22 protein-coding genes are annotated in these 22,709 nt (G+C 69.6%); 13 read left to right on the top strand and 9 right to left on the bottom strand.

Annotated elements, in window-relative coordinates; translation table 11 throughout:
* Positions 1 to 77: 77 nt before the first annotated feature.
* Positions 78 to 3,554, top strand: coding sequence for a DNA polymerase III subunit alpha (gene dnaE / locus EPA64_RS14390; RefSeq protein WP_134726998.1), 3,477 nt, complete (start codon positions 78 to 80; stop codon positions 3,552 to 3,554).
* Between the two features lie 196 nt (positions 3,555 to 3,750).
* On the opposite strand, the gene dps is transcribed toward dnaE, so the two are convergent.
* Both dps and EPA64_RS14380 read right to left on the bottom strand, forming a co-directional pair.
* Positions 3,751 to 4,224 (bottom strand): DNA starvation/stationary phase protection protein Dps, encoded by a 474-nt coding sequence (gene dps / locus EPA64_RS14385; protein ID WP_134726997.1) that lies wholly within the window; start codon positions 4,222 to 4,224, stop codon positions 3,751 to 3,753.
* Positions 4,225 to 4,305: 81 nt separating this feature from the next.
* The gene (locus EPA64_RS14380) at positions 4,306 to 6,153 is read right to left on the bottom strand and encodes an ABC-F family ATP-binding cassette domain-containing protein (RefSeq protein WP_134727038.1); all 1,848 of its coding nucleotides are present in this window, start codon (positions 6,151 to 6,153) and stop codon (positions 4,306 to 4,308) included.
* A gap of 238 nt (positions 6,154 to 6,391) precedes the next feature.
* On the opposite strand from EPA64_RS14380, the gene EPA64_RS14375 reads away from it, so the two are divergent.
* Together EPA64_RS14375 and ndk are read left to right on the top strand one after the other, a co-directional pair.
* The gene (locus tag EPA64_RS14375; protein ID WP_134726996.1) at positions 6,392 to 6,598 is read left to right on the top strand and encodes a cold-shock protein; all 207 of its coding nucleotides are present in this window, start codon (positions 6,392 to 6,394) and stop codon (positions 6,596 to 6,598) included.
* A 144-nt stretch (positions 6,599 to 6,742) separates the two neighbouring features.
* On the top strand, positions 6,743 to 7,165 hold the full coding sequence (ndk, locus tag EPA64_RS14370; protein WP_134726995.1) for a nucleoside-diphosphate kinase: 423 nt from the start codon (positions 6,743 to 6,745) through the stop codon (positions 7,163 to 7,165).
* Positions 7,166 to 7,224: 59 nt separating this feature from the next.
* On the opposite strand, the gene EPA64_RS14365 is transcribed toward ndk, so the two are convergent.
* Positions 7,225 to 8,559: a cytochrome b/b6 domain-containing protein gene (locus EPA64_RS14365; RefSeq protein WP_134726994.1), complete on the bottom strand. Its 1,335-nt coding sequence runs from the start codon at positions 8,557 to 8,559 to the stop codon at positions 7,225 to 7,227.
* Positions 8,560 to 8,670: 111 nt separating this feature from the next.
* On the opposite strand from EPA64_RS14365, the gene fabD reads away from it, so the two are divergent.
* From fabD to EPA64_RS14330, 7 genes are all read left to right on the top strand, one after another.
* A complete protein-coding gene (gene fabD / locus EPA64_RS14360) occupies positions 8,671 to 9,597 on the top strand; it encodes an ACP S-malonyltransferase (RefSeq protein WP_134726993.1) in 927 nt (308 codons plus the stop codon).
* A 109-nt stretch (positions 9,598 to 9,706) separates the two neighbouring features.
* A complete protein-coding gene (locus EPA64_RS14355) occupies positions 9,707 to 10,159 on the top strand; it encodes a c-type cytochrome (RefSeq protein ID WP_134726992.1) in 453 nt (150 codons plus the stop codon).
* On the top strand, positions 10,149 to 10,763 hold the full coding sequence (locus EPA64_RS14350; protein ID WP_134726991.1) for a cytochrome b/b6 domain-containing protein: 615 nt from the start codon (positions 10,149 to 10,151) through the stop codon (positions 10,761 to 10,763). The genes EPA64_RS14355 and EPA64_RS14350 overlap by 11 nt, the downstream gene beginning before the upstream one ends.
* A 93-nt stretch (positions 10,764 to 10,856) precedes the next feature.
* Entirely contained in the window at positions 10,857 to 11,594 is a 738-nt protein-coding gene (gene fabG / locus EPA64_RS14345) for a 3-oxoacyl-ACP reductase FabG (RefSeq protein WP_134726990.1), read from the top strand.
* A 174-nt stretch (positions 11,595 to 11,768) separates the two neighbouring features.
* Complete coding sequence (locus EPA64_RS14340; protein WP_112873971.1) at positions 11,769 to 12,005, top strand: acyl carrier protein; 237 nt, start codon at positions 11,769 to 11,771, stop codon at positions 12,003 to 12,005.
* A gap of 166 nt (positions 12,006 to 12,171) precedes the next feature.
* Positions 12,172 to 12,558, top strand: coding sequence for an SUF system Fe-S cluster assembly protein (locus EPA64_RS14335; protein ID WP_425467047.1), 387 nt, complete (start codon positions 12,172 to 12,174; stop codon positions 12,556 to 12,558).
* A 9-nt stretch (positions 12,559 to 12,567) separates the two neighbouring features.
* On the top strand, positions 12,568 to 13,110 hold the full coding sequence (locus EPA64_RS14330; protein ID WP_281278586.1) for a sugar O-acetyltransferase: 543 nt from the start codon (positions 12,568 to 12,570) through the stop codon (positions 13,108 to 13,110).
* Positions 13,111 to 13,187: 77 nt separating this feature from the next.
* Here EPA64_RS14330 and EPA64_RS14325 read toward each other — a convergent pair whose 3' ends face one another.
* The 6 genes from EPA64_RS14325 to EPA64_RS14300 are packed head-to-tail and all read right to left on the bottom strand — an operon-like array spanning position 13,188 to position 19,762.
* A complete protein-coding gene (locus EPA64_RS14325; protein WP_134726989.1) occupies positions 13,188 to 13,877 on the bottom strand; it encodes a DUF1523 family protein in 690 nt (229 codons plus the stop codon).
* Positions 13,878 to 13,889: 12 nt separating this feature from the next.
* Positions 13,890 to 14,168: a hypothetical protein gene (locus EPA64_RS14320; RefSeq protein WP_134726988.1), complete on the bottom strand. Its 279-nt coding sequence runs from the start codon at positions 14,166 to 14,168 to the stop codon at positions 13,890 to 13,892.
* Positions 14,159 to 15,577, bottom strand: coding sequence for a DUF6638 family protein (locus EPA64_RS14315; RefSeq protein ID WP_134726987.1), 1,419 nt, complete (start codon positions 15,575 to 15,577; stop codon positions 14,159 to 14,161). The genes EPA64_RS14320 and EPA64_RS14315 overlap by 10 nt, the downstream gene beginning before the upstream one ends.
* Positions 15,578 to 15,623: 46 nt before the next feature.
* A complete protein-coding gene (locus EPA64_RS14310) occupies positions 15,624 to 17,552 on the bottom strand; it encodes an AAA family ATPase (RefSeq protein WP_425467046.1) in 1,929 nt (642 codons plus the stop codon).
* Positions 17,552 to 18,682 carry a hypothetical protein gene (locus tag EPA64_RS14305; protein WP_134726985.1) on the bottom strand — a complete coding sequence of 377 codons (1,131 nt, stop codon included), beginning with the start codon at positions 18,680 to 18,682 and terminating at the stop codon, positions 17,552 to 17,554. Before EPA64_RS14305 ends, EPA64_RS14310 begins: the two co-directional genes overlap by 1 nt.
* Entirely contained in the window at positions 18,683 to 19,762 is a 1,080-nt protein-coding gene (locus tag EPA64_RS14300; protein WP_134726984.1) for a hypothetical protein, read from the bottom strand. It lies immediately after the preceding gene.
* A 117-nt stretch (positions 19,763 to 19,879) separates the two neighbouring features.
* Here EPA64_RS14300 and EPA64_RS14295 point away from each other — a divergent pair, with 117 nt between their 5' ends.
* From EPA64_RS14295 to pdhA, 3 genes are all read left to right on the top strand, one after another.
* The gene (locus tag EPA64_RS14295; protein ID WP_425467045.1) at positions 19,880 to 21,157 is read left to right on the top strand and encodes an acetylornithine deacetylase/succinyl-diaminopimelate desuccinylase family protein; all 1,278 of its coding nucleotides are present in this window, start codon (positions 19,880 to 19,882) and stop codon (positions 21,155 to 21,157) included.
* Positions 21,158 to 21,227: 70 nt separating this feature from the next.
* Positions 21,228 to 21,521, top strand: coding sequence for an FtsB family cell division protein (locus EPA64_RS14290; protein WP_134726982.1), 294 nt, complete (start codon positions 21,228 to 21,230; stop codon positions 21,519 to 21,521).
* Between the two features lie 85 nt (positions 21,522 to 21,606).
* A complete protein-coding gene (pdhA, locus tag EPA64_RS14285) occupies positions 21,607 to 22,629 on the top strand; it encodes a pyruvate dehydrogenase (acetyl-transferring) E1 component subunit alpha (RefSeq protein WP_134726981.1) in 1,023 nt (340 codons plus the stop codon).
* Positions 22,630 to 22,709 lie beyond the last annotated feature (80 nt).

The raw sequence follows: 22,709 nt of genomic DNA, 5'->3' as shown, positions 1-22,709 counted from the left end.
CGGTCTTTGCCCCAGTGTTAGCGGATTTCCGCAGCGGGGCAATTGCGCCTGTTGGCCACCGGCCTATGTTTCGCGCCATGTCCGACACCCTGCCCCGATTCATCCACCTGCGCTGCCATTCCGAACACTCGCTGCTGGAAGGCGCGATCCCGGTCAAGAAGCTGCCGGGGCTGGCGGCCAAGCACGGGATGCCGGCCGTCGCGCTGACCGACACCAACGCGCTGTTCGCGGCGCTGGAGTTCTCGGTCAAGGCGATGGACGAGGGCGTCCAGCCCATCGTCGGCTGCCAGATGACGCTGGACGCAGGCGCCGCCTGCGGGCCGGTGGTGCTGCTGGCGCAGGACCGGGACGGCTGGATGAACCTCATGGCGCTGTCGTCCTGCCTTTACCTGCGCGAGGGCGGGGCCGCGCCGCATGTCACGCTGGACGAGCTGGCGGCGCACGCGGGCGGGCTGATCTGCCTGACGGGCGGCGCCACTGGACCGCTGGGGTTGCTGGTCGCGCAGGGCAAGCAGGCCGACGCCGAGGCGCTGGCCCGGCAGATGGCCGCGATCTTCGGCGACCGTCTGTATGTGGAACTGCAACGCCACATGCAGGACAACGGCCAGCCGATGCCCGCAGAGGCGGCCAGCGAAGGCGGCATGATCGACCTCGCCTATGCCTTGAACCTGCCGCTGGTCGCCACCAACGACGTGCATTTCCCGGAACCCAAGATGTTCGGCGCCCATGACGCGCTGATCTGCATCCGCGAGCGGGCTATGGTGGACCAGCAGGCGCCCCGCCGTCGCCTGACCGCGCAGCATCATTTCAAGTCGGCCGAGGACATGGCCGTCCTGTTCGCCGACCTGCCCGAGGCGGTCGAGAACACCGTGGAGATCGCCCGCCGCTGCGCATTCGCCGTCGCCAGGCACAAGCCGATCCTGCCCCGCTTTGCCGAGGACGAGGTGCAGGAGCTGCGCCGTCAGGCCAACGAGGGGCTTGCCGCGCGGCTGGCCGTCATCCCCCACGCCGTCGCGCCCGCCGAATACCAGGCGCGGCTGGATTTCGAGCTGGGCATCATCGAGCAGATGGGCTTCCCCGGCTATTTCCTGATCGTCGCGGATTTCATCCAGTGGGCCAAGCAGCAGGGCATCCCCGTCGGCCCCGGCCGGGGGTCGGGGGCGGGGTCGCTGGTCGCCTATGCGCTGACCATCACCGACCTTGACCCGCTGCGCTATTCGCTGCTGTTCGAACGCTTCCTGAACCCGGAACGGGTGTCGATGCCGGACTTCGACATCGACTTCTGCATGGACCGGCGGGAAGAGGTCATCCACTACGTCCAGCAGAAATACGGCCGCGACAAGGTGGGGCAGATCATCACCTTTGGCGCGCTGCTGTCCAAGGCGGCGGTCCATGACGTGGGCCGGGTGCTGGGCATGGGGTTCGGCCAGCGCGACCGCCTGTCCAAGATGATCCCGGTCGAGGGCGTGAAGCCCGTCAGCATCACCAAGGCGCTGGCCGACGAGCCGCGCCTGCGCGAGGCGGCGGCGGCCGAAGAGAACGTGCGCCGGATGCTGGATTACGCGGCGCAGGTCGAGGGGCTGCTGCGCAACGCGTCAACCCACGCGGCGGGCGTGGTGATCGGCGACCGGCCGCTGGACCAGCTTGTGCCCCTTTACCGCGACCCCGCGTCCGACATGCCGGCCACGCAATTCAACATGAAATGGGTGGAACAGGCCGGGCTGGTCAAGTTCGACTTCCTCGGCCTGAAAACGCTGACGGTGATCCAGAACGCCGTGGACCTGATCCGCGCGGGCGGGCGGCACCTGCATGTCGCCGCCGACGGACGCCAGCTTTACGACCCGCCGCCGGGCGCGGTGGACGAGATCAACGCCATCCCGCTTGAGGATGAGCCGACCTATCGCCTGTTCGCGTCGGCCCGCACCGTCGCCGTGTTCCAAGTCGAAAGCAGCGGCATGATGGACGCGCTGCGCCAGATGCGCCCGACCTGCATCGAGGACATCGTGGCGCTGGTGGCCCTCTATCGCCCCGGCCCGATGGAGAACATCCCGACCTATTGCAAGGTCAAGAACGGCCTGCAGCCGCTGGAATCCATCCATCCGACCATCGACCACATCCTGGCGGAAACGCAGGGCATCATCGTCTATCAGGAACAGGTGATGCAGATCGCGCAGGTCATGGCGGGCTATAGCCTCGGCGGCGCGGACCTTTTGCGCCGGGCGATGGGCAAGAAGATCGCCGAGGAGATGGCGAAGGAGCGGCCCAAGTTCATCGAGGGCTGCACCGCGCAGGGAATCGACGCGAAGAAATCCGGCGAGGTCTTCGACCTGCTGGAGAAGTTCGCCAACTATGGTTTCAACAAAAGCCACGCCGCGGCCTATGCGGTGGTCAGCTATCAGACCGCATGGCTCAAGGCGAACCACCCGGTCGAGTTCATGGCCGCGGTGATGAACTGCGACATCCACCTGACCGACAAGCTGGCCGTTTACCGGCGCGAGGTGGACCGCATGGGGATCGAGGTCGTGCCCCCTTGCGTCAACCGCAGCCAGCCCGCCTTCAGCGTCCACGAAGGCCGCATCGTCTATGCCTTGGGCGCGCTGAAGAACGTCGGCGCCGAGGCGATGCGGGTGCTGGTGCGGGCGCGGGGCGACCGCCCCTTTGCCGATCTGGCCGATGTCGCCCGCCGCGCACCGCTGAAGCAGATCGGCAAGCGCGCGCTTGAGATGCTGGCCCGCGCCGGCGCCTTCGACGCGCTGGACGGCAACCGCGCGCGGGTGCTGAAATCGCTGGACGCGTTGGTGGCATGGTCGGCGGCGGTGCAAGAGGCCGCGGCCTCGTCGCAGAACTCGCTGTTCGGGGGCGGCGAGGATCTGCCCCCGCCCCGCCCCGCCATCGCCAGCGTCTGGATGCCCGCCGAAAAGCTGGCCGAGGAACGCGCCGCGATCGGGTTCTATCTGTCAGGACATCCGCTGGACGACTATCTGCCCGCGATGCGTCGCAAGGGCGCGATGACGCTGGCCGAGGCGACGGCCGCCGCCGCGGGCGGGCCGCTGGTCGCGCAACTGGGCGGGACGGTGGCGGCGCGGGCGGAAAAGAAATCCGCCAAGGGCACGCGTTATGCGTTCGTCACCCTGTCGGACCCGACCGGGCTTTACGAGGTGACGGTGTTTTCCGACCTGCTGGACGCTGCGCGCCAGCATCTGGAACCCGGCCAGAACGTGCTGCTGACCGTCAACGTCGAACCCTCGGGCGACCAGGTCAAGCTGCTGGCCCGCGCCGCCGTCCCGCTGGAGGATGCGGTGGCCGACGCGGGCGCAGGGCAACTGGCGGTCGAGGTCGCGGACGCGCCGACCGCCATCGCCGTCCTGGACCGGCTGCGCAGCGTCAGCGCCGACATGGCGGTGTCGGCGCGCGGCCGCGGCCCCTTGCTGCTGCGGGTGCGCGCGGGCCACACCGTCTATGACGTCGAGGTCGGCCGCGACGTTCCGGTGACGCCGCGGATGCGGCAGGCCCTGCGCGCGGTCGAGGGCGTGATCGACGTGACCGAGGAATAGCCGCCAGCGGACCGCCGGGCCGACGTGGGGAAACCGCAATGCAGTTGCGTCCGCCGCGCCGTTCGGTGCCGTCTTGCGCGGTCGAGCGGCGCGCAAGCGGCGGCCGTTCAGCGGCTTTCCCCCGTGTCGAACGTCAGCCGGCCGAACTGACGCGGTCGCCCCCGTCGCGGTGCATCTGCGCCCGCAGCCGCCCGGTTCAGTCCAGGTGGCTTTGCAGCAGCCACAGATCCTTGTCGGCCTGCCGCGACGCGTCGGTCAGCAGGTCCATCGAATCCTGATCGCCCACCTCTTCGATCGCGTCGATGCCTTCGCGCACCCGGCCGCCATAGGCGCGCATCCGGTCGCAGATTTCGCGCAGATGGTCCTCGGTCGCGGTCAGGTCGGTGGGATAGGGGGCAAGCCGGGTGCCGCCGGCCACGGCCTCGACGGTGCCGATGGCCTGTCCGTCCAGTTGCTTGATGCGTTCCGCCATCTCGTCGATGTTGGGGTCCAGCCGCGCCTTGACCGCGTCCAGCAGCTCGTGAACGGCGATGAAGTTCGGACCCTTGAGGTTCCAGTGCGCCTGTTTCAGCGCCATCGACAGCGCGGCGGCGTCGGTCATGCAGGCTTGCAGTTCGTCGATCGCGGTCTTGCGGGCGTTGTCTTTCAGCCCGGCCAGCTTGACGGCCATTGGTCAGTTCTCCTGTGAAACGGAAATGCTTTCCACAACAACGAACTGGGTGCGGACAGGTTCCGCGGGGGTCGGCCGCCGTCAGCCGCGCTCCGCCGCCTCCAGCCGCTCCAGCGCCGCCATCCACAGCTCTTCGGCGCGGGGCAGCGCGGCGGTCGCCTCGGCGTGCTTGCGGCCCCATTTCTCGGCCTCGTGCGGGTCGTTGTACAGCGCCGGATCGGCCATCCGCTGGCTGATCTTGCCCAGCATCTCGGTCAGCTTGGCGACCCGCTCCTCGCCGCGGCGCACCTCGGCGCGCAGGTCCAGGATCTCGTCGCGGCCGGCGCGGCGGGGGGCGGGCCTGGCGGCCTCGCGCGGGCGCTCGGGCTCGTCGCCGGTCAGCAGCGTGCGGCGATAGGTTTCCAGGTCGTGCGGATAGGGGGTGACGCCGCCGTCCGCGACCAGCCACAGCCGGTCCGCGACCAGTTCCAGCAGGTGCATGTCGTGGCTGACCAGCACCACCGCGCCGGTATAGTCGTTCAGCGCCTCGGTCAGCGCCTCGCGGGATTCGATGTCCAGGTGGTTCGTCGGCTCGTCCAGGATCAGCAGATGCGGGGCGTCGATGGTGGCCAGCAGCAGCGACAGCCGCGCCTTCTGCCCGCCCGACAGCGCCGCGACCCGCGTCTCGGCCTGCGCCTCCATCAGGCCGAACCCGGCCAGCCGCGCGCGCAGCCGGGCGGGGGTCTCGGCCGGGCGCAGGCGGCGCACATGGGTCAGCGGCGTCTCGGCCAGGTCCAGCTCGTCCACCTGATGCTGGGCGAAATAGCCCACGCGCAGCTTGGACGACTGCGCCACGCGCCCCTTCATCGGGGCCAACCGGTTCGCCAGCAGCTTGGACAGCGTCGATTTCCCCTGCCCGTTGCGGCCCAGCAGCGCGATGCGGTCGTCCTGGTCGATCCGCAGGTCCAGCCGCCGCAGCACGGCCCGGTCGCCGTAGCCGACCGAAACATCGTCCATCGCCACGATGGGCGGCGACAGCGCGTCGGGCTGCGGAAAGGTAAAGCGGTGGAACTTCGCCTCGCCGGGGGCGGTGATCGGCTCCATCCTGGCCAGCGCCTTCAGCCGCGACTGGGCCTGCGTGGCCTTGGTGGCCTTGGCGCGGAACCGGTCCACGAAGCTTTGCAGATGGGCGCGCCGCGCCTCTTGCTTTTTCGCCTCGGCGGCCTGCAGCGCGCGGCGCTCGGCGCGGGCGCGGGCGAATGCGTCATAGCCGCCGGAATACAGCGTCAGGCGGCGATCCTCGACATGCAGGATCGCGCCGACCGCGCGGTTCAGCAGGCCGCGGTCGTGGCTGATGATGATGACGGTGTGGGGATATTTCGCCAGATAGCCTTCCAGCCACAGCGCGCCTTCAAGGTCCAGATAGTTGGTCGGTTCGTCCAGCAGCAAAAGGTCCGGGCGCGCGAACAGCACGCCCGCCAGCGCCATCCGCATCCGCCACCCGCCCGAGAAATCCGACGTCGGCCGCGCCTGATCCGCGATGGAAAACCCCAGACCCTGCAGGATGGACGAGGCGCGCCCTTCGGCCGACCAGGCGTCGATGTCGGCCAGCCGGGTCTGGATGTCGGCGATGCGGTGCGGGTCGGTCGCGGTTTCAGATTCCGCCATCAGGGCGTGACGTTCGCGGTCGGCGGCCAGCACCGTCGCCAGAACGCTGTCGCCGGTCGCGGCCGATTCCTGCGCCACGCCGCCGATGCGCGCCCGGGGAGGCAGGGTGATGTCGCCGCCGTCCAGCGCCAGCTCGCCCCGGATCAGGCGGAACAGCGTCGTCTTGCCCGCCCCGTTCGGCCCGATCAGCCCGACCTTGTGCCCTTCCGGGATCACGGCCGAGGCGTGTTCGAACAGCGGGCGCCCCGCGATGGAATAAGAGATGTCGTCGATCCGCAGCATGGGCGGGGCCATGCCGCAGCGGCCGGTCCGGGTCAATGGCCGCCGCGGCTGGGCGGGTTTTCGCCGTATGCCGGGAATCCCGGCACGCGGCGCTTGCGCGACGCGCACGGGCGTCCTATCTGGTGCCTGCAACGTTTAGCTATCTGCTCTCTGTCTCCGTTACCGGCTTCAGTCTGCTTTATCTGACCGCGCCGGGCCGTCACATGATGTGGACGGCATACTTGAGGGAGATCTCACGATGGCCAACGGCACCGTGAAATGGTTCAACACCACCAAAGGCTTCGGCTTCATCCAGCCGGAAAACGGCAAGCGCGACGTGTTCCTGCACGTCTCGGCGCTGGAGCGTGCGGGCCTGCAGGCCCCCGCTGACGGGCAGGCCGTGACCTATGACCTGGAAACCGGCCGCGACGGCCGCGAATCCGCGATCAACATCAAGTTCGCCTGATTTCAGGCCGGACTGACGATCAGGGCAGCCCTTCGGGGCTGCTTTTTTCATTGCCGAATCGCCGCCCGCCCGGCCCGTCGCGGGTTTCCCTTCGGTCCCCGCCATGATACCGCGCCGCGCAATCGCAAACCCCACGAGGACATCATGGCTGTCGAACGCACGCTGTCGATCATCAAGCCCGACGCGACCCGCCGGAACCTGACCGGCAAGATCAACCAGAAATTCGAGGATGCGGGCCTGCGCATCGTCGCGCAAAAGCGCCTGCACCTGTCGCCCGCGCAGGCCGGCCAGTTCTATGCCGTCCACAAGGACCGCCCCTTTTACGGCGAACTGGTCGAGTTCATGGCGTCCGAGCCGGTCGTCGTGCAGGTGCTGGAAGGCGAGAACGCCATCGCCAAGAACCGCGAAGTGATGGGCGCGACCAACCCGGCCAACGCCGACGCGGGCACCATCCGCAAGGATTTCGCGCTGTCGGTGGGCGAGAACTCGGTCCACGGGTCGGACGCGCCGGAAACCGCGAAAGAGGAAATCGCCTTCTTCTTCTCGGGGCTGGAACTGGTCGGCTGAACCCTGCGCTTTGCCGCTGATCGGGCCGTCCCTGCCGGGGCGGCCCTTTTCGTTGGCGGTCAGTCGCGCGTCGCGGTCAGCTCGACCGTGACCGGCACCGCAAAGCCCGCGGTGCTTTCGTCGGCATAGCCCTTGCCCACGCCGAAATCGCGCCGGTCCACGGCCAGCGTGCCGCGCGCCGTCGCCGTGGTGCCGTCGATGGTCAGGTCGAACGGCAGGGTCGCGGGCTGGGTCATGCCCGCGATGGTCAGCGTGCCGGTCGCCTGATGGGCCGTGCTGCCCTGGGCCGCACGGGTGATCGCCCCCTCGAACGTGGCCTGCGGGTTCGCGGCGGCGTTCAGGAAATCCGGCCCCGTCGCCGTGGACGACACCGCCCCCAGGCTGAGCGATGTCACATCCACGACCGCCGTCACGCTGCCGGTGCCCGTCGCCTCGTCATAGGCGATCTGCGCCGTCCAGGTGCCGAACTGGCCCGCAACCGGCGCGCCCGCCTGGTTGACCGAGATGGCGACGGTGCCGGACTGCACGGTCCAGGTGGGCACGGCCGCGGCGGCCGTATCCGCGGCCGGAGTATCCGCCGGGACCACAGGCGCAGCTGGCGCAGGCACGGCGTCGGTGGAGGCGGCCGCTGGCAGGGCGTCCGGCAGGGCGTCCGGCAACGCCGCCGCGGGCGCGGCGTCCACCGCCTCGGCCACGGGCGCGCCGTCCGCCGCCTCCTCGGGCGTTGCCTGCGCGATCACGGCCACCGCCGCCCACAGCACCACCGCCAGCAGCGGCGGCAGCCATCTGTTCCGGCGCGTGTCGGGCGGCGGCTCGGGCAGGTTGCGGGCATGGGTCATCCGCGCCAGCGTCGCGTCGCGGTCGATGACGGCGTGTTTCAGCGCCCCCGCGACATGCGCCGCGATCAGCCCCGCCAGCAGCCACCAGCCGGTGACGTGGAACGCGGCAAAGCGTTCCGACAGGGCGGCGTCGATCGGCACGCCCGGCAGGCGCTGGCCAAGGGGCCACAGGATGCGGGCAAACCCCTCGCCCGGCGCGGCGGAATGCAGCAGCCAGCCGGTCAGCGGCATCAGGACCATTCCGCCATACAGCGCCCAGTGGACGCTGTCCGCCACCAGCGTCTCAAGCCGCCGTTCGGGGTGCAGCGGGCGCGGATGCGGCCGCGTCGCCACCCAGACGATCCGCGCCAGCGCCAGCAGCAGCACGGCGACGCCAACGGTCTTGTGGACCGAAAAGACCTGGATGATGGCGGCAAGCGCGGCCGCGCCCTCTTGCGGCAGGCTGCTGGCGTACAGCCCCAGCCCGATGGCCGACAGGATCAGCAGGGCGATGGCCCAGTGCAGCAGCCGGTGGAAGCCGTCGTATCCGCGCGGCGCAGGATCGTGGGGCAGCATGTCCGTGGTCCTTGATCGTGGCCGCTGGTGGCGGGTGCGCCCGCCGGAGGCGCTGTTGCCTGAACGTCGCCCCCGCGTTATCCCCGATTCGATCCAAGAAAGGAACGCATCATGCGGGCATTCGTATTTCCGGGACAGGGCGCGCAGGCCATCGGCATGGGCCGCGCGTTGGCCGAGGCGTATCCCGCCGCGCGCGCCGTGTTCGACGAGGTGGACGAGGCGCTTGGCGAAAACCTCTCGACCCTGATCTGGGAAGGCGACGCCGAGACGCTCACCCTGACCCGCAACGCCCAGCCGGCGCTGATGGCGACGTCCGTCGCGGCGATGCGGGCGCTGGAATCCGAAGGCTGGGGGATCGAGGCGGCGTCGTTTGTCGCGGGCCACTCGCTGGGCGAATATTCGGCACTGTGCGCGGCGGGGGCGATCAGCCTGTCCGACACGGCGCGGCTTTTGCGCCTGCGCGGCGCCGCCATGCAAGAGGCCGTGCCCGTCGGACAGGGCGCGATGGCCGCGATCCTGGGGCTGGACCTGGCCGCCGTGGACCAGATCGCCCGCGACGCGGCGGGCGACGAGGTGTGCCAGGCCGCCAACGACAACGACCCGGCGCAGGTGGTGATCTCGGGACACGTCGCGGCGGTGGAACGCGCCGCCGCGCTGGCCCGCGAACGCGGCGCCAAGCGCGCGCTGATGCTGCCGGTCAGCGCGCCGTTCCACTGCGCGCTGATGCAGCCCGCCGCGGCCGTCATGGCCGACGCGCTGGCGGGGGTCGAGATCGCGGAACCCGCCGTGCCGGTCGTCGCCAATGTCCGGGCCGAGCCGGTGACCGAACCCGGCGCAATCCGCCGCCTGCTGGTCGAACAGGTGACCGGCGCGGTGCGCTGGCGCGAGTCGGTGCAGTGCATGGTCCAGTCCGGCGTGGTCGAGTTCTGGGAGATCGGCGCGGGCAAGGCGCTGACCGGGATGATCCGCCGCATCGCCCCCGACGCGCGGACCCGCGCCATCGGCACGCCCGACGACATCGCAAGCCTCAAGGGCTGACGCCGGCAGCGGCCGAAGGTCCCGGAATATTCACATCTTTGTTGCAGGGATGACCTGCCGCCGCGTCCGTGCCAGACAGGCGCGGCCACATGGAACCCGGAGAGACGACATGCGCCTGACCCTTGCCGCAGCCCTTGCCCTGATGCCGATTGCCGCCATCGCGCAGGACGACCCACGGCTGGACGCGGTCGCGGCGCGGCAGGGCTATTTCAAGCTGCTAGGCGCGAACATGGGCGTGCTGGCGGGCATGGCCAAGGGCGACCTCGCCTATGACGAGGCGCAGGCGACACAGGCCGGGGCCAACATCAAGGCGCTGTCGCTGTACCACGCGCCGGTCCATTTCGCCCAGGGCACCTCGACCGACGACCTGGGCGACCAGACCGCCGCGCGGCCCGAGATCTGGACCGACAGCGCCGGTTTCGCCGAGAAATTCGCCGGTCTCGCCGCCGCCGCCGCGCCCCTGCCCGAGGCGCTGGCCGGCGGGCAGGACAGCCTGGGCCCGGTCGTGCAGTCCCTGGGCGGGGCCTGCAAGGCGTGCCACGACGGCTATCGTGCCAAGTAATCCCGCGAACGCCGCCACGCACCCCCGGCCGGTGCGCGTCAGGGTCTGGGATCCCGCCCTGCGCGCCTATCACTGGCTGCTGGCGGCGGCGGTCACCGTGACCTGGCTGCTGGGCCAGTTCGGCCCGGCCAGCATGACGCTGCATTTCTGGCTGGGCTATTCGATCCTGGGCCTGCTGGCCTTTCGGCTGGTGTGGGGGCTGGCCGGGCCGGCCCCGGCGCGCTTTGCGTCGTTCGTGCGCGGGCCGGGGGCCACGCTGCGCTATGCCCGCGGGATCTTCGTCCGCCAGCCCAGCCTGACGGCGGGGCACAACCCGCTGGGCGCGCTGTCCGCCGTGGCGATGATCGCGGTGCTGGCGATGCAGGGGGTGACGGGCCTGTTCGTCGACCCCGACGACTATATCAACGTCGGGCCGCTGGCGGGCTCGGTCGATGCGGCGACGCGCAAGCTGGCCATCCGCCTGCATCATCTGGGCGCGACGCTGGCGGTCGTGCTGGTCGGGCTGCATGTCGCCGCGATCCTGTTCTATCGCGTGTGGAAGCGCGAGGATCTGGTCCGCCCCATGCTGACCGGATGGAAGCTGGTGCGCCCGCCCCGCGACTGAACCGCCCCCGCGACCAAACCGCTGCGGGGGCGGGTTTCCGCCCCTGCCCCGCCGTGGTAAGCGCGCTGTCAGCAATCACCCTGGGGGCCAGCCATGTTCGACCTGACCGGAAAGACCGCACTGATCACCGGGGCATCCGGCGGGATCGGGGGCGCCGTCGCCGCCGCGCTGCACGCCGCGGGCGCGACCGTCGCGCTGTCGGGCACGCGCGAAGACCCGCTGCGCGCCCTGGCCGACCGTCTGGGCGACCGCGCCCATGTGGTGGCGGCCAACCTGTCGGACCCCGCCGCCGTGGACGCCCTGCCCAAGCAGGCGGCGCAGGCGATGGGATCGGTGGACATCCTGGTCAACAACGCCGGCATCACCCGCGACAACCTGTTCATGCGGATGTCGGACGAGGAATGGGATCAGGTGATCGCGGTCAACCTCACCTCGTCGTTCCGGCTGGCGCGGGGCGTGCTGCGCGGGATGATGAAGGCGCGCTGGGGCCGCATCGTCAGCATCACCAGCGTCGTCGGCACCACCGGCAACCCCGGACAGGGCAACTATGCCGCCGCCAAGGCCGGGCTGGTCGGCATGTCGAAAAGCCTGGCGGCCGAGGTCGCCAGCCGCGGCATCACGGTCAACTGCGTCGCACCCGGCTTTATCGAGACGGCGATGACCGACAAGCTGAACGACGACCAGAAATCCCGCATCCTGACCCAGATCCCCGCCGGGCGCATGGGGGCGGCCGACGACATCGCGGCGGCCGTGCTGTATCTGGCCAGCCCGGCCGCAGGCTATGTCACCGGCACGACGCTGCACGTCAACGGCGGCATGGCGATGGTCTGAACCGGCCCCTCGCGCCGGTTTTGCAAGGCAAATCCTGCGTGTGAAAGCGGTTGCAGTGGGTGCGGGCGGTGCTGTATCCCCCGAATCCGAGGCCGCCGGGAACCGCCCGCGGCTGTCGCCGGTTCCTGTGCCGGCTGCATTCCGGGCGGATTGCCCGCTAGTAAGGAACGAGACATGAGCGATATCGCTGATCGCGTGAAGAAAATCGTCGTCGAGCATCTGGGCGTCGAAGAGGACAAGGTCACCGAGACCGCCTCGTTCATCGACGATCTGGGCGCCGACAGCCTCGACACGGTCGAGCTGGTGATGGCGTTCGAGGAAGAGTTCGGGATCGAGATCCCCGACGACGCCGCCGAGACGATCCAGACCTTCGGCGACGCGGTCAAGTTCATTCAGGGCGCCACCGCCTGATCTGCCACCGCCTGATCGGCCGGGCCTGACCGGCCCCGACCTGACCACACCGGACGGCGCCCCCCTGCGGGCGCCGTCTGCGCATGCGCCATCCCGCCGCAGCGCGGGTTTCGCGCCGGATCGGGCTTTTCCCCGGCGGGGCAATCCCCTATATAAACCGTCAGCCATGACGGGATACCGCCCCATGAACCAGCCGCAGACCCAACCGATGCTGGAAGGCGCGCCGCTGATCGCGCCGTCCACCACGGACCACCCGCTGTATGAAACCGTCGTCGAGGCCTGCCGCACGGTCTATGACCCCGAAATCCCGGTCAACATCTTTGACCTGGGGCTGATCTATACGGTCGCCATCGACGACACGAACGCGGTCCGCATCGTGATGACCCTGACCGCCCCCGGCTGCCCTGTCGCGGGCGAGATGCCGGGATGGGTCGCCGACGCCGTGGAACCGCTGCCCGGCGTGCGCCAGGTCGATGTCGAGATGACCTTCCAGCCCCCCTGGGGCATGGAGATGATGAGCGACGAGGCCCGGCTGGAACTGGGCTTCATGTAAGCCCGCACCGTGGCCGCGCTGGACGACATGCTGGCGGGCCGCGCCTATGACGCGGCCGACCCGTCGCTGACCGCCATGCGCCGCCACGCGCAAGGCCTGCTGCGCCGTTACAACGCCACCATCGAGGGCGACGACGCCTCGGCCCTGGGCGAGTTGCTGGGGACATGGAACGGCGCGGCGATCCGGCCGCCTTTCCATGTCGATTACGGCCGCCACATCCACTTCGGGCCGGGCTGTTTCGTCAACTTTGGCGGCGTGTTCCTGGACGTGGCCCCGATCCGCATCGGCGCGCGCGTCCAGATCGGCCCGCAGGTCCAGATCCTGACCGCCGACCACCCCCGCGACCCCGCCCGCCGCGCCACCGGCGAGGAAAGCGGCCGCCCCGTCACCATCGGCGACGACGTGTGGATCGGCGGCGGCGCGATCATCCTGCCCGGCGTGACGGTCGGCGGCGGCGCCATCATCGGCGCGGGCGCGGTCGTGACACGCGACGTGGCCCCCGGCGTCACCGTCGCGGGCAACCCCGCGCGGCCCCTGCGCCCCTGTCCCTAGCGGCGCGGCCTTTGCGCCTTCGCCCTGACGCGCGGCCCCTTCCGCCGGCTAGCGGCGCGGCCGCTGCGGCCCTGTCCCTAACGGCGCGGCTTGCCGCGCCAGCTGCCCAGCCAGCCGCTGAACCGCCCCCGCGCCTGCCGCGTCTGCGCCGCGACGCGGTCGCGGGCGCTGTCCATGCGTGCGTCGGCGCGGTCCAGCGCCCGGTCGGCACGGCTCATCATCGGGTCGATGGACCGTTCCCGGAACTGGTTCCACATCCGCCAGAACAGGAACAGCAGCGCCCCCAGCACGCCCAGGATCACCATCGCAGGCCAGTTCGCCGGATTGTCCGCGGGGCCGGCGACCGACCGGATGGAAATCGCGTTCGGATAGATCGACAGGAACGAGATGCGCCAGCCATAGGACGTGATGTTGACCCACTCGGGGTCGGCCGAGGTCGATTTGCGGTCCCCTGCGATCGCGTGCAGGTTCGAACTGTCGTACTTGAAATACGGCGGCCAGATCGTGCCGGTGTCCTCGTTGCGATAGACCAGCGGGCGGCCGTTCGGGCGCACCGTGTCGATGAACCGGATGTCGCGCTGGCCCTGGATGTTCTCGACCGTGCCGGTGTCTGCGGCGGCATAGAATATCCGGTTCCAGCCGACGTCGGTCAGCTTGTTATAGGTGTTGGTGATCCGCACCGTGTCGCGGGACGGCAGCACGTAATCCAGGAACAGGAACACCAGGACGCCGAAGGCGACCCCCAGAACAACCTGAAACGTCCGCATCGGGGTCTCCCTTCAGTCGAAGTTCACGATCCAGGCGATCACGACGATCGCCAGCGTCGGCAGGACGAACACCAGCCCGACAAGCCGCGCCTTGAGGCTGCGCCGGAACCCGGTCATCGAACGCCGGATGAACCGGCGCCGTTCCGGGCCGTCGCCGGGCCGGTCGGGATGACGCCGCGCCCACGCCTCCTCCAGCGCCTCGCGCCGCAGGGAACGCACATAGACCGAGATCAGGGCGTAGAACAGCGCCTCGACGGCCAGGACAAGGACGACAAGCCGGATCAGGGCCACGGACGCCCCCTGTCGGTGCGGGTTGCCGCGCCCCACGGGCCTGCGGCGGGCTGTTCGGTCAGCCGCACCCGCGCCGGACCCCAGGGCGAGGCGGCGGGCGAGGCGGCGGGGGGCGGGGTGGGCGCGGTGTCCTCGGCCATGCCGGGTTCGGGGCCGAACAGCGCCGCGCGCGTGCCCTGCTTGTCGATCTGGTATTCACGCGCCAGCTGGTCGGCGACATAGGCCTGCTTGCGCGCGTCCCAGCCCTGATACAGCCGATAGAACAGGGGCTTGTTCAGGATGAACAGCGCCCGAACGTCATGGGGCGCAAGGTCGGTCAAAAGCTGGTTGACCAGATTGCGCGCGGGTCCGGCGCTGGCCCGCAGCGCATAGAAATAGGCCGGGTCGCCCGAATCCACCGCCGGCCAGTCGCCGCCGGTCTCGACATAGCGCAGGATCGCCGACAGTCCCCTCAGCTCGGCCGGCAGGTCCGCGCCGTCCAGCCGCGCCGCGGCCCGGCGCAGGCTGGCGCGGGTGCCGTCGCCGGGATCGATGCCCGCGCGCGTGGCCGCATCGACAAGGATGAAGTCGATCTTCTGGCGCAGCACCGCCGCCGCATCCGCCCCCGCCGCGCCGGCGATGGGTTCGGCCAGCGCGTGGCGCGCCAGCCAGCCCGCGATGTCGTGGCGGTCGTCCAGCGTCATCACCCGCGCGCCCGCCAGCGCCGTCCGCTGCGCCGGATCGGCAAAGATCACCGCCGCCTCGCGGGCCGAGCGGATGACATAGACGCCGCCGAACGCGGGCGTCCAGAAATCGGGCACGTCAAAGCTGGTGTGCGCCAGCCGCACCGGGTTGCGGATCACGTCGCCGGATTTTTTCGCCTGCTCGATCATCGCGGCGATCAGCACGTCGTCCCACCACGCGTCCGGCTGGCTGCGGAAGCGGTCGATCATGGCGGTCAGGCGGTCGGCCTCGGCCACGTGGTTGCCGGTGGTGTCGGCGCTGATGCGGACCTGCCGGATGTCCAGCAGGTCGGCGGGCTGCGCGACCTGCCAGACCTGGTCGTCGATCTCGCCCACCACCGCATCCCGGGCGGTCAGGCTGAACAGCTGGCTTTCGTTGTCGGCGATGAACCGGCGCAGGATCGAGCGATAGACTGACAGATCCGCGGCCAGCATCGGCGCGTCCTTCTGCTCGGTCGTCAGCAGGATGAACTGGCGGTTGCCGCCTTTCGGGACGAGATAGTCCAGATCGCCCAGCTCATCCCCGACCTCGGGCGAAAGGCCGGTCAGGTCGATGTGGAACTCGGTCAGCTGCGTGGTCCGGCCGGTCAGCTTGTCCAGCGCGCGGTTATACAGCGCCACCCATGCGGGGCTGTCCACCCGGATCAGGTTCCCGAACATCAGGCCGCGTTCGATGAGGAGTTTCATGGCGCGTCCCGTGGCGCTGGGCGGGCGGCGTTGCACCTCATCCCGGTCATCCTGCCCGTTCCTCGAACCGCCGCCGCGCCTCGACCGCACGTTCCATGCCCCGCACCGCCTCGTCGATCGCCGTTTCGTCCGCCGTCTCGGCATAGCGCCATTCGCTGTCGGCGTAGCGGTTGATTTCCTGCACGACCATCGCGGGGGTGATCGGCTGGCGCAGGCCGGCGATCATGTCCAGCTTGCGGGCATAGGGCTGGTGCAGGAACGGCCTGGGCGTCTCGAACCAGTCGTCGGGCATGTCGAAGTCCATTGCGCGGGTCTTGATCGCGTCCGTGATGTTCTTGACCGCGCGGCCGGTGAAGCGCGGCTCGGCCCGGGCGATTTCGTGCAGATAGGTGCCGATGTCGGACAGCGTGTCCAGCGGGCCGAGTCGCGCCGACAGATCGTCGTGGATCGCGGCCAGCGCGGGTTCCGCGGGGCGGTCGTGGCCGGCATAGCCCTGCTGCACGGCCGCCCTGATCTCTTGCGCGCGCATCAGCTGGTGATCGCCCACGGGTATGGCGTGGCGGCGACCCAGCAGTAGGGACAGGATGTCGATGTAATCGGCCTGCGTCTTGGGGCCGTCGATCAGGAACCGCGCGCCCGCACGCTGGCGCAGCGCCTCGTCGATGGAGTCGGCGTGGTTGGAAAACATGCCGAAGGTGGCGTTGCCGCGCACCACCGTCCCCGCGCCGGCAAAGGCATCCATCAGCACGGCGGTGATTTCCTGCTGGCCCGAGGACGACTGCCGGTCGCCGCGCCGCCCCGCGACCTGGTCGATGTCGTCGATGGTGCCAAGGCCGATCACGGCGGGGTCGATGATCGCATCGACAAAGGCGCGCGCGTTCTGGCCCGACTTGCCCTGATAGCTGTCCACGTTGTCGATGCCCAGGTTCTGATAGCGGAACGGATAGCCCGCGACGGTGCAATAGTCGTTGACCAGCCCCGCCATCATCTGGATCAGCGTCGTCTTGCCCGTCCCCGGCCGTCCGTCCCCCAGAAAGGTGAAGATGAAACCGCCCAGTTCCACGAACGGGTTCATCCTGCGGTCGAAATCATAGGCGACCAGCATCCGTGCCAGCCGCATCGCCTGATGCTTGGCGATGGCGTTGCCGACCACCTCCTCGGGGCGCTTGAAGGCCATCTGCACGGGCTTGCCGCGGGCGCGGGTCGCAGGCGCGAATCCTGCGATGGGCAGGTCGTCCGCGGCCACGCGCCAGCGCGCGCCGGTGAATGCGGCGGTGCCCGGCGCGGCACCGGCCCGGGCGGCGGCGGCGGCCGCCAGCGCCTCGGCCCAGGCCAGCGTCACGGCGACCAGCGTGGCGTCGTCGGCGGCGTGGGCAGCCAGCTTGGCGTCCAGTTCCCACAGCGCGCCCTGCAGCGCGACGTGGGGCGCGTCGGTCAGGATCTCGGCCACGCCGCCGATGTCGGGTGCCTCGGCCTGCGCGTGTTCGGCCAGCAGGAACGCCGTCGCATTGGCCAGCACCGACAGCACGGCCAGCGATTCCGCCGCCAGCAGTTCCGCGAACGCGCTGCGGCGTTCGACGGGCAGGCGGCTTTCCAGGTTGGCGCGCTTCAGTTCGGCTGCGCCGGACCGGGCGGCGACCTCGTCCCCCACGGCCAGCGCGACCGCAAGCGCCCGGCGCATGGCGCGCAGCACGGTCGCGGCGGCGGGCGACGGCAGGTCGTCGCCGTCCGTTCGCCCGACGCGGTCGATCAGCCGCACGGCGCCGGGGCGCTGCGCGGACACGCCCGCCAGCCCCGGCGTGGTGGACCGAAAGCGCGAGGCGCGGGGCACGCCGGGCGAGCGTTCCGGCAACGTGGCGGGCGCGGCGGATGCCAGCCGGGGGGCGTGGTCGAACCCGGTCAGCAGCGCCAGCGCCTGCCCGTAATGCGCCCGTATCTTCGGCTCGGGCAGTTCCATCTCGTCGCGCGTGTCCATCAGCCGAACCCCAGAACGCGGCCGTCGGGGCCGGGAACATATTTGCGGATGCCGCGAAAGCCGGGCGGGTCCAGCCGCGCCAGCGCCTGATAGGGGCGCTGCGGGATCACCAGCAGCCGTTGGGCCGCCGTCGTCCCCTGCCCGGCCCCGTGCCGGTCCAGCGGGTCGATGCGCCAGATCTGGCGCTCGGTCACCGTGAACAGCCCCGAGGATTCCATCTCGGCCCGGTCGGACACCAGATCCTCGACGGACAGGGCCAGCGCCCAGTCCTGCCCCGGCTCGGCGCGCGCATCGTCCAGCACCTGGCGGATCGGGCCTTCCTGCACGGTGAACTCGCGCGAATGGATCGGCCCCAGCGTCAGCCGCCGCAGCCGCTGGGGGTGCAGCGTGTCGAAATCGGCGTCGAAGCCCTGCGCGATGGTCAGCAACTGCAGCGCCCCCACCGACTGCGCCAGCAGATGGGCGCGCGCCTCGGGCCAGCGCCGGGCGTCGTCGGGCAAGGGGCGGCGGCCGGTGTCGTCGCAGTCCATCAGATAGACCACCGGCAGGTTCTGGCGGCTGTCATAGACGCCCCAGTGGATCAGCCAGCGGCGGCGGTTTCCCTGCTGGCCCAGCCCCAGCGCCTGCGGGTGCATCTGCGGCCAGAACAGCCCGCCGGCGGCGAGCGATTCGTAATACATCCGCTGCGACAGCGCGTATTGCAGGCGCGTCGGATGGGTCAGGTCGCCGACGATCTGGCGGATCATGTCGTCCTTGATCGCGGCGGCGGTGGGGCTGCGGGCCAGTTCCTCGCCCGCCTGCGCGGCGTCGGCGGCGGTCTGGGCGATTTCCTGCCAGACCGGAAAGCCTGAATCGTCAATGTCGATGGTCAGCGCACGGCGCAGCGGCCCCTCGGCCCGCCCTACCAGCAGGTATTTCATCGACAGCGCCTGCGCCGTCGCCAGCAGCGCGCGCAGATAGCCGTCGATCACCTGCACCTCGGTCGCCGAGAAGATGCGGTCGCGCACCATCTCGGCCAGCGCGGGCGTCAGCGCCGCGGCCACCCGGCGCAGCTGCAGGACATAGGCCCGCGCGACCAGATCGTCGGCGATGGCCCGGTGATCGGCGGCAAGGCCGGACGCGTCGGACACTTACGACCCGCCATACAGGTTCTTGTCGTGCTTTTCGACGATCTGGGCAAAGCGGCGGGCAAAGCGCTCGTCGGCGCGGGCCTTTTCCTCAAGCACCTTGCGGGCAAAGACCATGTGTTCGCCGTGCGCGTCCAGCATGTCGGCCATCCGGTCGTTGGTCGCGGCGCCGATGCCGGCCATCGCGGTCTGCGCCTCCTGGTCGGTCTTGACGCCGATCTCGTTGATGCGGTGGGCCACGTCCTGCTGCTGGGCGGTCTTCAGCGACTTGGTCAGCGCGTCATACAGCACCACGCGCTGGCGGGTGTCGGTCTGCAGCTTGTTGATCAGCACCATCTGCGTCGCCGCCTGGTTCTGCAGGCTGTCCACCCAGGTCTTGCCCGCCTCGATATAGCGTTCCAGCGTCTGCGACCGCGCCAGCGCCACCTGTTCGTCCTGCACCAGGGCGTTGTGGTCCTTGTTGGCGTTGGCGAGTTCCGTTTCCAGCCGGGTCCGGTCGCTGGGGTCGGTGGTCGCGCCCACGCGGTTTTCCAGGTCGATCAGCTGCGGGTCCATCGCCCGGATGCGTTCGCGCAGCGATTCCAGCGTGGCGACCGCCTCTTCGCGTTCGGCAAGCGTCTGGGACAGATTGGTTTCCACCTTGGCCTTCTGGTCGTTCAGCAGGTCCAGCTGGCCCTGCAACAGGCGGGTGATAACGTCGGACTTGGAAATCAGATCCTGCAGCTTGTCGTCGATCGAGGCATGGCGCAGCCGTTCCTGGCGCATCGATTCCGATTTGCCGCGCGCGAAGATGCCGACGAAACTTTCCCAGCCGGTCTTGGACCGCATCTGTTCAAAGTCCTTGCTGAACCCGGCGGTCACGTCGTCCAGCCCCATGATCAGCTCGGCGATGTTGGCGTTCATCGCCTCGCTGTGCTTGTGGACGTCGTCCAGCGTGGCGTTGGCGATGTCCATCGACGGCGCCTGCGCGGACGCGTCGGCCCGCGCCATCCGATTCAGCGTGCTGCCGATGCGGGCGATCTTGTCCTGCGTGACGGCCACCTGTTTCTGGCTGTCGGTGATCTGCTGTTCCAGGCTGGCCATCATACGCTCCGTCGTTCACCGCTGCCGATAACGGGGTGAAAACTTGCGCGGATCAAGGGGGTTCCCCGCCGTGCCCGCCGCAACCCCGGATTGCAGCCCCCGCGCGGCCCGCCTAGCATGGCGGGCATGGACACGCTGAAAACCGCCATCGCCGCGCGCCGCGACGATCTGATCGCGCTGACGCAGGATCTGATCCGCATCCCCACGCTGAACCCGCCGGGGCGCGATTATCGCGCCATCTGCGACTATCTGGCCGCGCGGATGCAGGCGCAGGGCTGGCAGGTCGAGCTGATCCGCGCCCACGGCACCCCCGGCGACAGCGAGGCCTATCCACGCTGGAACATCATCGCGCGCCACGCGGGCGGGCGGCCCGGCGACTGCGTGCATTTCAACAGCCACCACGACGTGGTCGAGGTGGGCCACGGCTGGACCCGCGACCCGTTCGCCGCCGAGCATGTCGCCGCCGAGGACCGCATCTATGGCCGCGGCGCCTGCGACATGAAGGGGGGTCTGGCCGCCAGCATCATCGCCGCCGAGGCGTTCGTCGCCCTGAACCCCGATCACGCCGGCACGGTGGAAATCAGCGCCACGGCGGACGAGGAATCCGGCGGCTTCGGCGGGGTCGCCTATCTGGCGCAGCAGGGCCGGTTCGACCACGTCCAGCACGTCATCATCCCCGAACCGCTGCACAAGGACCGCATCTGCCTGGGCCACCGCGGCGTCTGGTGGGCCGAGGTCGAGACGCAGGGCCGCATCGCCCACGGGTCGATGCCGTTTCTGGGCGACTGCGCCGTGCGCCACATGGGCGCGGTGATCGACGAGATGGAGCGGACGCTGTTCCCCCTGCTGGCGGGCAAGCGCACGGCGATGCCGGTGATCCCCGACGGCGCGCGGTCCAGCACGCTGAACATCAACTCGATCCACGGCGGCGCGCGCGAACCCGAGGCGGACTATACCGGCCTGCCCGCCCCCTGCGTGCCCGACCGCTGCCGCATCGTGATCGACCGGCGTTTCCTGATCGAAGAGGAACTGGCCGAGGTCAAGGCCGAGGTCCGCGACCTGATGGAACGCGTCCGCGCCGACCGCCCCGGCTTTTCCTACGAGATCCGCGACCTGTTCGAGGTGGTCCCCTCGATGACCGACCGCGACGCGCCCGTGGTCCGCACCACCGCTGCCGCCATCGAACGGGTGCTGGGCCGCGAGGCGGGCTATGTCGTCAGCCCCGGCACCTATGACCAGAAGCACATCGACCGTATCGGCCGGCTGAAGAACTGCATCGCCTATGGGCCCGGCGTGCTGGACCTGGCGCACCAGCCCGACGAATGGATCGGGGTCGGCGACATGATCGACAGCGCCGGCGTCATGGCGCTGGTGCTGGACGACCTGCTGGGCTGACCCGCAAGGTTCCCGTTCACACCGGCGCGGCAACCGTGCATGGTGGCGGCGACCCGCCGGAACCGACGCCATGACCAAGACCCTGCCGATCAGCGCCCTTGTCTATTACCTCGCCATGCTGCTGCTGGGGCTGTATTTCGCCTTTGCCGCCGTGCAGGGCCCGTCGGGCATCCTGCGCCGCGTCCAGCTTGAGGCGGAAACCGATCAGCTGACGCGCGAACGCGACGCCCTGCAGGCGCAGGTGGCCGAGATGCGGAACCTGACCCGGCGGCTGTCGGACGATTATCTGGACATCGACCTTTTGGACGAACGCGCGCGCGACGTGCTGGGGCTGGTGCGCGCCGACGAGCTGGTGGTGCGCTGACGCGGCGCAAGGAAAAGCCTTGCGGCCCGCCGGATCGCCTGCCTAGGATTAGTTCAACGTTGAACTATCCTGCCGGAGGAATCGCATGGCAAGGAAGCCGTCCGCCCCAAGCGACAGCACGTCCGACATGGGCGCCCAGCCCAACGTGTCGCGCGACGAGCTGCTGAAACTTTACCGCGACATGCTGCTGATCCGCCGGTTCGAGGAAAAGGCCGGCCAGCTTTACGGCATGGGCCAGATCGGCGGCTTCTGCCACCTGTATATCGGGCAGGAAGCCGTCGTCGTCGGGCTGGAAGCCGCCGCCGAGGAAGGCGACAAGCGCATCACCAGCTATCGCGACCACGGCCACATGCTGGCCTGCGGCATGTCCGCGCGCGGCGTCATGGCCGAACTGACCGGGCGCGAGGGGGGATACTCCAAGGGCAAGGGCGGCTCGATGCACATGTTTTCCAAGGAACGCCATTTCTATGGCGGCCACGGCATCGTGGGCGCGCAGGTGCCGTTGGGCGCGGGGCTTGCCTTCGCCGACAAGTATCTGGGCAACGGCCGCGTGACCTTTACCTATTTCGGCGACGGCGCGTCCAACCAGGGCCAGGTCTACGAGACCTACAACATGGCCGAGCTGTGGTCCCTGCCCGTCGTCTTCGTGATCGAGAACAACCAGTATGCGATGGGGACCAGCATGAAGCGGTCCACCAAATCCACGACGCTGTTCGGCCGGGGCGAGGCCTTCGGCCTGACCGGCGAGCAGGTGGACGGCATGGACGTGCTGGCGGTCAAGGCCGCCGGCGAAAAGGCCGTCGCCCACTGCCGCGCGGGCAAGGGGCCGTATATCCTTGAGATGATGACCTATCGCTATCGCGGCCATTCCATGTCGGACCCGGCCAAGTATCGCACCCGCGAAGAGGTGCAGAAGATGCGCGACGAACGCGACCCGATCGAGAACGTGCGGTCGCTGCTGCTGACCGGCAGCCACGCGTCCGAGGATGACCTGAAGGCCATCGACAAGGAGATCAAGGACATCGTCAACGACAGCGCCGACTTTGCCCGCGAAAGCCCGGAACCGCATGCCGACGAGCTGTGGACCGACATCTATGCCGACGCCTGAGAGGGGACCGATATGGCAACCGAAATCCTGATGCCTGCCCTGTCCCCCACGATGGAGGAAGGGACGCTGGCCAAGTGGCT

This window comes from Paracoccus luteus (assembly GCF_004522155.1).
Classification (GTDB): domain Bacteria; phylum Pseudomonadota; class Alphaproteobacteria; order Rhodobacterales; family Rhodobacteraceae; genus Paracoccus; species Paracoccus luteus.
This window is presented reverse-complemented; position numbering and strand designations above follow the sequence as displayed.

Bases quoted from the DNA above. Each gene is read 5' to 3' on its own strand.
- dnaE (WP_134726998.1), top strand. From the start codon at position 78: ATGTCCGACACCCTGCCCCGATTCATCCACCTGCGCTGCCATTCCGAA.
- dps (WP_134726997.1), bottom strand. From the start codon at position 4,224: ATGGCCGTCAAGCTGGCCGGGCTGAAAGACAACGCCCGCAAGACCGCG.
- EPA64_RS14380 (WP_134727038.1), bottom strand. From the start codon at position 6,153: ATGCTGCGGATCGACGACATCTCTTATTCCATCGCGGGGCGCCCGCTG.
- EPA64_RS14375 (WP_134726996.1), top strand. From the start codon at position 6,392: ATGGCCAACGGCACCGTGAAATGGTTCAACACCACCAAAGGCTTCGGC.
- ndk (WP_134726995.1), top strand. From the start codon at position 6,743: ATGGCTGTCGAACGCACGCTGTCGATCATCAAGCCCGACGCGACCCGC.
- EPA64_RS14365 (WP_134726994.1), bottom strand. From the start codon at position 8,559: ATGCTGCCCCACGATCCTGCGCCGCGCGGATACGACGGCTTCCACCGG.
- fabD (WP_134726993.1), top strand. From the start codon at position 8,671: ATGCGGGCATTCGTATTTCCGGGACAGGGCGCGCAGGCCATCGGCATG.
- EPA64_RS14355 (WP_134726992.1), top strand. From the start codon at position 9,707: ATGCGCCTGACCCTTGCCGCAGCCCTTGCCCTGATGCCGATTGCCGCC.
- fabG (WP_134726990.1), top strand. From the start codon at position 10,857: ATGTTCGACCTGACCGGAAAGACCGCACTGATCACCGGGGCATCCGGC.
- EPA64_RS14340 (WP_112873971.1), top strand. From the start codon at position 11,769: ATGAGCGATATCGCTGATCGCGTGAAGAAAATCGTCGTCGAGCATCTG.
- EPA64_RS14335 (WP_425467047.1), top strand. From the start codon at position 12,172: ATGACGGGATACCGCCCCATGAACCAGCCGCAGACCCAACCGATGCTG.
- EPA64_RS14325 (WP_134726989.1), bottom strand. From the start codon at position 13,877: ATGCGGACGTTTCAGGTTGTTCTGGGGGTCGCCTTCGGCGTCCTGGTG.
- EPA64_RS14315 (WP_134726987.1), bottom strand. From the start codon at position 15,577: ATGAAACTCCTCATCGAACGCGGCCTGATGTTCGGGAACCTGATCCGG.
- EPA64_RS14310 (WP_425467046.1), bottom strand. From the start codon at position 17,552: ATGGACACGCGCGACGAGATGGAACTGCCCGAGCCGAAGATACGGGCG.
- EPA64_RS14300 (WP_134726984.1), bottom strand. From the start codon at position 19,762: ATGGCCAGCCTGGAACAGCAGATCACCGACAGCCAGAAACAGGTGGCC.
- EPA64_RS14295 (WP_425467045.1), top strand. From the start codon at position 19,880: ATGGCGGGCATGGACACGCTGAAAACCGCCATCGCCGCGCGCCGCGAC.
- EPA64_RS14290 (WP_134726982.1), top strand. From the start codon at position 21,228: ATGACCAAGACCCTGCCGATCAGCGCCCTTGTCTATTACCTCGCCATG.
- pdhA (WP_134726981.1), top strand. From the start codon at position 21,607: ATGGCAAGGAAGCCGTCCGCCCCAAGCGACAGCACGTCCGACATGGGC.